At 72.2% G+C, this 8194-nt stretch carries 10 protein-coding genes; 6 read left to right on the forward strand and 4 right to left on the reverse strand.

The window, feature by feature from the left end; translation table 11 throughout:
* Both STRAU_RS12600 and STRAU_RS12605 read left to right on the forward strand, forming a co-directional pair.
* Positions 1 to 1523, forward strand: a 1523-nt coding sequence (locus STRAU_RS12600) for an outer membrane protein assembly factor BamB family protein (protein WP_037658975.1), incomplete at its 5' end; no start/stop codon positions are given.
* Positions 1524 to 1590: 67 nt separating this feature from the next.
* The gene (locus tag STRAU_RS12605; RefSeq protein WP_016640683.1) at positions 1591 to 2334 is read left to right on the forward strand and encodes a hypothetical protein; all 744 of its coding nucleotides are present in this window, start codon (positions 1591 to 1593) and stop codon (positions 2332 to 2334) included.
* Here the strand turns inward: STRAU_RS12605 and STRAU_RS12610 are convergent.
* Entirely contained in the window at positions 2282 to 2710 is a 429-nt protein-coding gene (locus STRAU_RS12610) for a pyridoxamine 5'-phosphate oxidase family protein (protein WP_037658976.1), read from the reverse strand. The genes STRAU_RS12605 and STRAU_RS12610 overlap by 53 nt on opposite strands.
* A 113-nt stretch (positions 2711 to 2823) precedes the next feature.
* A complete protein-coding gene (locus STRAU_RS12615; RefSeq protein WP_016640684.1) occupies positions 2824 to 4281 on the reverse strand; it encodes a DHA2 family efflux MFS transporter permease subunit in 1458 nt (485 codons plus the stop codon).
* A gap of 132 nt (positions 4282 to 4413) precedes the next feature.
* Here STRAU_RS12615 and STRAU_RS12620 point away from each other — a divergent pair, with 132 nt between their 5' ends.
* The 3 genes from STRAU_RS12620 to STRAU_RS12630 all read left to right on the forward strand — a co-directional run bounded on the left by STRAU_RS12620 (position 4414) and on the right by STRAU_RS12630 (position 5757).
* Entirely contained in the window at positions 4414 to 4899 is a 486-nt protein-coding gene (locus STRAU_RS12620) for a MarR family winged helix-turn-helix transcriptional regulator (protein ID WP_016640685.1), read from the forward strand.
* 85 nt (positions 4900 to 4984) lie between these two features.
* Positions 4985 to 5350: a PH domain-containing protein gene (locus STRAU_RS12625; RefSeq protein WP_016640686.1), complete on the forward strand. Its 366-nt coding sequence runs from the start codon at positions 4985 to 4987 to the stop codon at positions 5348 to 5350.
* A gap of 74 nt (positions 5351 to 5424) precedes the next feature.
* Positions 5425 to 5757 (forward strand): putative quinol monooxygenase, encoded by a 333-nt coding sequence (locus tag STRAU_RS12630; protein ID WP_016640687.1) that lies wholly within the window; start codon positions 5425 to 5427, stop codon positions 5755 to 5757.
* A gap of 69 nt (positions 5758 to 5826) precedes the next feature.
* Here the strand turns inward: STRAU_RS12630 and STRAU_RS12635 are convergent, their stop codons facing one another.
* Entirely contained in the window at positions 5827 to 6234 is a 408-nt protein-coding gene (locus STRAU_RS12635; protein WP_016640688.1) for a nuclear transport factor 2 family protein, read from the reverse strand.
* Between the two features lie 202 nt (positions 6235 to 6436).
* Here STRAU_RS12635 and STRAU_RS12640 point away from each other — a divergent pair, with 202 nt between their 5' ends.
* Entirely contained in the window at positions 6437 to 7417 is a 981-nt protein-coding gene (locus STRAU_RS12640) for an SGNH/GDSL hydrolase family protein (RefSeq protein WP_037658978.1), read from the forward strand.
* Positions 7418 to 7488: 71 nt separating this feature from the next.
* Here the strand turns inward: STRAU_RS12640 and STRAU_RS12645 are convergent.
* Positions 7489 to 8194 (reverse strand): hypothetical protein (locus tag STRAU_RS12645; protein WP_037658980.1); only part of this gene is annotated, 706 nt, incomplete at its 5' end.

Raw genomic sequence — 8194 nt, forward strand, 5'->3', positions numbered from 1 at the left:
CCGCCCACCCGGCCGGGTTCGGCCCGCCCGTCCCCCCGCCGGCCGACGGCTTCGGGCCGCCCACGCCCCACCACCCGGCCCCGGGGCCCGCCACCCCGCCCCCCGGCGGGACCGGAAGCCCCCGGGGCCGCCTCGCGATCATCACCTCCGCCGTCCTCGCCATCGCCGTGATCGTCGGCGGCGGTGTCTGGTACGCCGCGAGCCGGGGTGACGACGACGGCGGCAAGGACAAGACCGCGGCCAAGCCGCGCGACGACGGCGCCGGACCCGCGTACGAGAAGCCGAAGGAGAAGGTGCCCGCCGACCCGAAGGCATACTTCAAGGGCTCCGCCCCGCAGCCCGACGTCCCCAAGGGCGGCAGCTACAGCACCTGGCAGATCAAGGGCTCCTGGCTCACCGACAAGATCTACGCCAAGGCGTCCGTCGACCACATCACCGGCCTGGACGCCGGCACGGGCAAGGACGTGTGGAAGCTGCCGAAGCGCGGCATGTCCTGCGCGGGCTCCACCAACATGGGCAAGGGCAACATCGCCGTGGTGGTCGTCCAGGCCACCCGGCAGGACGAGAACGGCGCCCGCATGCCCTGCACCCAGGTCATGGCCTTCGACGTCGACAACGGCAAGAAGCTGTGGACCAAGTCGGTCGCCGTCGGCTACCAGAAGGAGAAGATCGCGTTCAACCAGGCCACGATCAGCGGCGACACGGTCGCCGTCGGCGGCCTGTACGGCGGCGCGGCCTTCGACCTGCGCACCGGCAAGCTCCTGTGGAAGCCGAAGCCGGGCGAGCGGTGCCGGGACATCGGCTACAGCGGCGACGCCGACCGGCTGGTGGCGATCCGCGGGTGCGGAGAGATCGGCACGGAGCGGTACCAGGTGGAGGTGCTCGACCCGGCCACCGGCAAGCCGAAGTGGAGCTACAAGCTGCCCGAGGGCGTCAACACCCCGAGCGTCGTCTCCAACCGGCCGGTGGTGCTCGCCCTGGACTCCGGCGAGGTCTCCGCGTCCGGCGCGACGGACGTCTTCTCCCTCGACGAGCGCGGCAAGCTGCGTACGAAGATCGCGCTCACCGACGGCCGGTACATGCACCAGTGCGGCACCCAGTCGATCATCCAGGACTGCCGGGGCATCACGGCCGGCAACGACAAGCTGTACGTGGCGACGGCGCGGCGCGACGACAAGAAGTTCCTGTCGACGAACGACATCGTGTCGTTCTCCCTGGCCACCGGGAAGCCCACCGGCGAGCGGATCGAGGGCGGCGACAACTACCCGGTCTTCCCCATCCGCATGGACGGCGGGAACCTCCTCGTCTACAGGAGCGCCCCGTACACGCAGGTGGTGTCCTTCGACGGCAGGACGAAGAAGCAGACCGTCCTGCTCGACGCCGGCGCCAGTGCCGGTCTGCTCCCGCTGCGCTCCGAGCTGCTCTACACCAACGGAAAGCTGTACCTCAGCAACGACCTGGTCGCCTACTCCGGCTCCCAGGGCAAGAAGCCGACCATGGTGTACGGCTTCGCCGCGAAGTAGGCGCGTCCGTGATCTAACCTTGCCCCGACAGACAGCCACACTGGGGACATAAGAGGACGATCGGCCGATGCTCGGCGTACGGCGCGTGCTGCGCGCGGAGTGGCAGGCGGTCGCGCTCGCCTCCTGGCGGGAGCTGCGGGCGCGGCGCCTGGCCGGGGTGGCGCTCGCGGTGGCGGCGAGCGTCGCCATGATCGGCCTGCACGGGCTCCAGGAGATCGCGGCCACCGACCGGTACGTACGGCTGGTCAGCGAGGTCCGCGCGGATCAGCCGCTGTGGGTGTCGCTGCTGCGCACGCCCGTCTCCGTGCTCGTGCCGACGCGGGATCAGCCGCCATGGGGCGGGCTGCCGCGGCTGATCCTGTCGCTCGGCCTCGCCCAGCTGCTGCTCGGCTGGAAGCGGACGGTCCTCGTCGGGTACGCCGCGACGCTGGCCGGCACCCTCTCCGCGCGGGTCATGGTGGCCATCGGGCCCGGCCACTTCGCGGGGGTGCCGGCCGAGTACGCGCACGACGTGGACACCGGGGCGTCCGCGGCCGTGCTCGGGCTCTTCACGTATCTGTCGGTGCGGCTGCGGGCGCCCGTCCTGTGCCTGGCGACCGTCGTGCCGACGGTGGTGGGCTCGTTCCTGAAACCGAACCTCGCCGGGCGCGAGCACCTGGTGGCCTTCGTCCTCGTCGCCGCCGTCGCCCTGGCGCAGGAGCGGCGCAGGCCGGGCGAGTTCCGTCGGGACGGCGGTGCCGGGCCGGGCCCGCGGCGCGTCAGATCGAACCGAGGTCCGACGACACCCAGCGCTCCGGGCGGAGCCGGATGACCACCTGCTCGCCGTGCTCCTTCCACGCCATGTCGACGTACCCGTCGACCTTCTCGGCCGGGAGGTAGCGGGCGGAGATCTCCCGCAGCAGCTCGCGGGTCGCGGGCTCCGTGGCGACGACGGGGCCCTCGACGGAGACGTACCGGATCGTCGGGTCGAGGCGCTCGACCATGAGCGAGAAGCGGCCCGCCGCGGCGATCAGACGGCCCTTGCGCGAGTCCCGCCCCGTCATGATCCAGACATCGCCGCCGGGCTCGTACTGGTACCAGATGGGCACGGTGAGCGGCGCCCGGTCGTCCTTCCCGGAGTCCACGGCGAGCGCCGCGATGTGCGGCTCGGCCAGGAACTGTTCGCGTTCTTCAGGGGTGAGAGCCATCGGGGGGTCTCCTTCGCTGCGGTTCGTTCCGGATCTCGGTTCGCTTCGCGCGTTCCGAATCGCTGTTCGCTTCGTATCCGTGCGTTCTCTTCACAACGCACCCTAGGGGGCGGCTACTTCCCGGTGGCCGTCCCGCGCCGCAGCACCGTCAGCGCCACCGCGAAGGCCGCGACCAGGAGGCCCGCTCCGACGGTGAAGGCCAGGTGGTAGCCGGAGGTCAGTGCCTCGGGGCGGGACGCGCCACCGGCCAGGCCGCTCTCCGTGCGGGACGCGGCGAGGGTCGACAGGACGGCAACGCCGAGGGCGCCGCCGATCTGCTGGGTGGTGTTGAACAGGCCCGAGGCGAGGCCCGCGTCGTCCGCGCGGGCGCCGGACATGCCGAGCGTGGTGAGCGCGGGCAGGGCCAGGCCGAAGCCCGCGGCGAGGAGCATGACCGGGAGCAGGTCGAGGGCGTAGTTCGCGTGCACGGGGAGGCGGGCGAGCAGGCCGAGCATGGCCATGAGCAGCAGCAGCCCGGCGAGCAGGACGTTGCGCTCGCCGAAGCGGGCGTTCAGGCGGGCCGAGACGCCCAGGGACACCGCGCCGATGACGACGGCCGCGGGGAGCATGGCGAGTCCGGTGCCGAGGGCGCCGTAGCCGCGCACGTTCTGCAGATACAGGGCCACCAGGACCTGGAAGGAGAACAGGGCGGCGACCATGAGGAGTTGGACGGCGTTCGCGCCGGTCACGCTGCGCGAGCGGAACATGCGCGGGGGCAGCAGCGGGGTGCGGGCCCTGGTCTGGCGGAAGGCGAACCCGGCGAGCAGGACGAGGGCCAGGGCGCCCAGGCCGAGGGTGTGGCCGGAGGCCCAGCCGTGCTCCTCGGCCTTGACGACGCTGTAGATGCCGGTCATCAGGCCCGCGGTCACCAGGAGCGCGCCGGTGACGTCGGCCCCGGCCCGGATGCCGAGGCCCCGGTCGGCGGGCAGCGCGGGCACGGCGAGCAGCAGGGCGGCGAGGCCGATCGGCAGGTTGATGAAGAAGATCCAGTGCCAGTTGAGGGCGTCGGTCAGGACGCCGCCGAGCACCTGCCCGAGCGAGGCGCCCGCCGCGCCGGTGAAGCTGAACACGGCGATCGCCCTGGCCCTTTCCCGCGGCTCGGTGAACAGCGTCACGAGGATGCCGAGGCTGACCGCCGAGCTCATCGCGCCGCCGACGCCCTGGAGGAAGCGGGCGGCGATGAGGGTCGCCGGTTCTGCGGCGAAGCCCGCGAGCACGGAGGCCGCCGTGAACACCGCGATGCCCGCGAGGAACATCCGCTTGCGGCCGATGAGGTCGCCGAGGCGGCCCGCGAGCAGGAGCAGTCCTGCGAACGCGATCAGGTACGCGTTCACCACCCAACTCAGGCCCGCGGGCGTGAAGTTCAGGTCCTCCTGGATGGCGGGCATCGCGACGGTCACGATCGATCCGTCGAGAATGATCATCAGCATTCCGGTGGCGATGACACCCAGGGCCAGGCGCTTCCGGCGAGCCGTGGGGGCGGGCGCTTCCGTGAGCGGTGGGCGTTCGGAGGCGGGGGCGAGGGCGGACATGCGGGTCTCCCGTGGGTCGGGGTGCGGCCTCGATCTGCTGCGGGCCGCCCGATGTTCAGGACCGTAGCAGATAGTTTTGTTGCAGACTATCTATCTCGGGCGCACATCCGTCTTCTCGGCTACGCTGGCGACATGACCGCCATGGCACCCACCCGCACGGAACCGGACCTGTCCTTCCTGCTCGACCACACGAGCCACGTCCTGCGTACGCAGATGGCGGCTGCCCTCGCCGAGATCGGCCTGACGGCGCGCATGCACTGCGTGCTCGTGCACGCGCTTCAGGAGGAGCGCACGCAGGCGCAGCTCGCCGAGATCGGGGACATGGACAAGACGACGATGGTCGTGACGGTCGACGCCCTGGAGCAGGCCGGGCTCGCCGAGCGGCGGCCCTCCAGCCGGGACCGGCGGGCGCGGATCATCGCCGTGACGGCGGAGGGGGCGCGGGTCGCCGCGCGCAGCCAGGAGATCGTCGACGGCGTGCACGAAGCCGCGCTCGGCTCCCTGTCGGCCACCGACCGCACCGCGCTGCTGCGGGCCCTCAACCGGCTGGTCGAGGGGCATCTGGCCGCCCCGGCGGAGAGCCCGCGCCCGGCGCGCAGGGCCCGCCAGCGGGCGTAGGGATCAGGGCGCTCGCCCTCGTGGTCCACGAATGTGGTCACGTACGGTTGCTGGTGGACGCATCGTCACACGAGGGGGGCCTGACATGGCGCTGTTCGGAAACGCCCACACCGTCGACCCGGCGTCGGCGCAGCAGGACTACGCGCGGCTCATGGGCCACGGCGAGCAGGTGTACGCCGCCTACCGGCTGATCCGCGACACCATCCTGCTCACCGACCGCCGCATGATCTTCGTCGACAAGCAGGGCATGACCGGCAAGAAGGTCGAGTACCACTCGGTGCCGTACCGCAGCATCACCCACTTCTCCGTCGAGACCGCCGGTCACTTCGACCTCGACGCGGAGCTGAAGATATGGATCTCCAGCAACCCCGTGCCGATCGAGAAGACCTTCACCAAGGGCGTGGACATCTACGAGGTGCAGGCGATACTGACGCAGTTCGTGGCCAGGTAGCCCCAAGTAGTCCCTATAGGGATGAAGGGGTACGTTCATAGGTGCACTGCACAGCGACCAGGGAACGACCCCCCATGATCTTCATCACCGTAAAGTTCACCGTCCGGCCCGAGCGCAGCGACGAGTGGCTGGACCTCGTCGGCGACTTCACGCGCGCCACCCGCGAGGAGCCGGGCAACCTGTTCTTCGAGTGGTCCCGCAGCGTGGACAACCCGCACCAGTTCGTCCTCGTCGAGGGCTTCCGCGACGGCGAGGCGGGCGCGGCCCACGTGGAGTCGGCGCACTTCAAGGCCGCGATGGACACGATGTCGTACGCCATCGCCAGCACCCCGCAGATCGTCAGCACGGACATCCCCGGCATGGACGGGTGGGGCGTGATGGGCGAGGTCTCGCCGCGCGAGGCATGAGCACCACATGAGCGAGGGGGCCCCGGACCGTCATGGTCCGGGGCCCCCTCGCGTGCGGGATCCCGCGCCTCACGCCGCCGGCAGCCGGTCCAGGAACCCGTGCACCGTACGGATCCGGCCGTCCTCCGCGAGCTCGATCACGTCGAAGCCCGCGACGGGCGCCGTGCCGTCGGCGTCGGACACCAGCTCCCAGGTGAAGCGGGCGATGCCGTGGTGGCCGTCGACCTCGCCGGTGTGCCGGAAGGAGAAGCCGGGGAACTGCTCCCGGGCCCCGGTGATCACCGCGGCGATGCCCTCGTGGCCGCTGACGTCGGCCAGCGGGTCGGTGTACGTGCCGTCCTCGGTCCACGCGGCGGCCACGGCCTTGGGCAGCTCGGCGGCGTCGGCGGTGTTCCATGCCTCGAAGTAGCGGGCGACGGCGGTCTGGTGAACGTCCTGAGCGGGCATGGCGTACGCCTCCAGCGTGGTCGTGGACATCGGGGGTGCTGCCCCGGAGACCGGGCGGAGTGCGCCGCCCGGGCCCCGGTGACTCCAAGACTGCCGGGCGGGCGCCGGGGGGTCGATTACGCGTGAGGTAATGCGGACGGGGCCCGGCCTGTGGGCCTGCGTGACTACCGTCCAGGGCCGGACTGTGCTTGCCTACGTGAGCCAACTTCGTGGGGTGGGACAGGGGCTGAGGATGCGCAGGACGTGGGGCGTCGGATTACTGCTGGGCGCGGCCCTGTTGGCCGGTTGCGGCGACCCCGGCTCGGGGAACGAGGCGGCACCGCCCCCCTCCCCCGGCGACGCCGCGAACAGCCCCTCCCAGACCGCCCGCCAACGCCCGGAGGCGGACCCGCGGGACAAGCCGAAGGCCCCGGACAGCCGCGCCGCCCCCGGCGGCACCTCGGACCGCGACGGCCCCGCGCGGAAGCGCCCCCGCCCCACCGTCCTCTACCTGGGCGACTCCCTCGCCATGGAGAACCAGGACGTCCTGGGCACCCTCCTGCGGGACCAGCTCGGCGCCCGCTACACCAGCGCCCCCTACTCCGGCACCACCCTCTGCGACTACCTGGAGGGCACCGGCGAGGACTCCCTCGTACCGGACAAGGACAAGGCGGCCACCCTCGTGCGCGAGCTGCGCCCCGACTATGTGGTGCTGCAGTTCTGGGGGAACGCGTGGGGCTACACGCCCTGCATGAAGGGCATCACGTACGACAAGGCACGGGACACCTACCTCTCGCGGTACGCGGCCGACGCGCGCAGGCTGGCCGGCCAGATCACGGACGCGGCGCGGGACGCGGGCGGCAAGCGGCCGAAGGTGGTCTGGGTGTCGCAGGGACCGGACCCGATCACGCCGGACCGCGTGCGCCAGGTCAACGGCATCTACCGTCAACAGGCGGCGGCCACCGGCGACTTGGTGTCGGACGCGGGCAAGTCCGTCAGCCCGTCCTCCGACCGCTACACCTGGGTGGAGAAGCTGCCCTGCACGGCGTACGAGCGCGCGCACCCCGCGTACTGCACCGAGCGCGAGAACGGCCGCACCGCCCTGCACCGCCCGAAGGACTACCTGCACTTCTGCCTGGCCCCGACAACGGCCAAGTCCCGCCCGTGCCCGGTGCGTTCACCGGGCATCCGGCGCATCGCCCAGGCGGTGACGGACACCATCCGCGCCCCGTAAGGGGCGCGGGGAACTGCGCGACCAGCCCCCACCGACCCGCAGGGGTCATCACCGCACATCCAGCGAAGCGCTCAGCGACGCCAGGCGTTGTACTCCATCACGTCCCCCGCCTCGACCGCGAAGTCCGGCTGGTCCTTGGTGAAGGTCTGCTCCAGGCCGAGCGCCTCGCCGTTCGCGGGGTCGAGGATCAGCATGTACCGCAGGTGCTCGCCGGGGCTGTCGAGGACGTACGCCTGCCCGGAGCGGCCGAGCCGGTCGGTGACGGCGCCCGCGGGGCGCAGGCCGCCGGTGTCCGCGAGGAGTTCGACGAGGGCGGCGCTCTCGCGGGCGCCGAGGGTCCAGGTCTCCAGGAGCGACGGCAGGAACTCGAGGATCTCCTGGGTGGTGAGGGGGTCGGCGCGCCGGGCCACGCCGCCGTCGAAGCCGTCGGTGAGGTAGGCGCGCAGGGCGGCCGCGGTGTGCGGCGGGCGGGCCTGGGGCGGGACGTCGGACCAGCTCGGCGGGTAGACGCGGGTGCTCAGGAGCTTGCCGTCGGACGAGACGCGTTCGGTGCGGCTGCCGTCCGGCCGCCAGCGCACCTCGCGCTCCTCGGGGAGCGTGACGGGCCGGTCGGCGTCGGGGCCGGAGTCCAGGGCGAGGCTCCACGTCTGCACCCGGGCGCCCTTGCGCAGCGCCGGTTCGCCGTCGCGGGCGGCGGCCGCGGCGCGCTCGACGAGGAGGCCGAGCGGTACGGCGGCCGAACCGGCGCGGGGGTGCAGGGCGCTCGGCGCGGCGGTG

This window comes from Streptomyces aurantiacus JA 4570, assembly GCF_000414115.1.
Taxonomy (GTDB): Bacteria; Actinomycetota; Actinomycetes; order Streptomycetales; family Streptomycetaceae; genus Streptomyces; species Streptomyces aurantiacus_A.

Excerpts from the sequence above, each read along its gene's own strand:
- STRAU_RS12605 (WP_016640683.1), top strand. The coding sequence starts at position 1,591 with ATGCTCGGCGTACGGCGCGTGCTGCGCGCGGAGTGGCAGGCGGTCGCG.
- STRAU_RS12610 (WP_037658976.1), bottom strand. The coding sequence starts at position 2,710 with ATGGCTCTCACCCCTGAAGAACGCGAACAGTTCCTGGCCGAGCCGCAC.
- STRAU_RS12615 (WP_016640684.1), bottom strand. The coding sequence starts at position 4,281 with ATGTCCGCCCTCGCCCCCGCCTCCGAACGCCCACCGCTCACGGAAGCG.
- STRAU_RS12620 (WP_016640685.1), top strand. The coding sequence starts at position 4,414 with ATGACCGCCATGGCACCCACCCGCACGGAACCGGACCTGTCCTTCCTG.
- STRAU_RS12625 (WP_016640686.1), top strand. The coding sequence starts at position 4,985 with ATGGCGCTGTTCGGAAACGCCCACACCGTCGACCCGGCGTCGGCGCAG.
- STRAU_RS12630 (WP_016640687.1), top strand. The coding sequence starts at position 5,425 with ATGATCTTCATCACCGTAAAGTTCACCGTCCGGCCCGAGCGCAGCGAC.
- STRAU_RS12635 (WP_016640688.1), bottom strand. The coding sequence starts at position 6,234 with ATGTCCACGACCACGCTGGAGGCGTACGCCATGCCCGCTCAGGACGTT.
- STRAU_RS12640 (WP_037658978.1), top strand. The coding sequence starts at position 6,437 with ATGCGCAGGACGTGGGGCGTCGGATTACTGCTGGGCGCGGCCCTGTTG.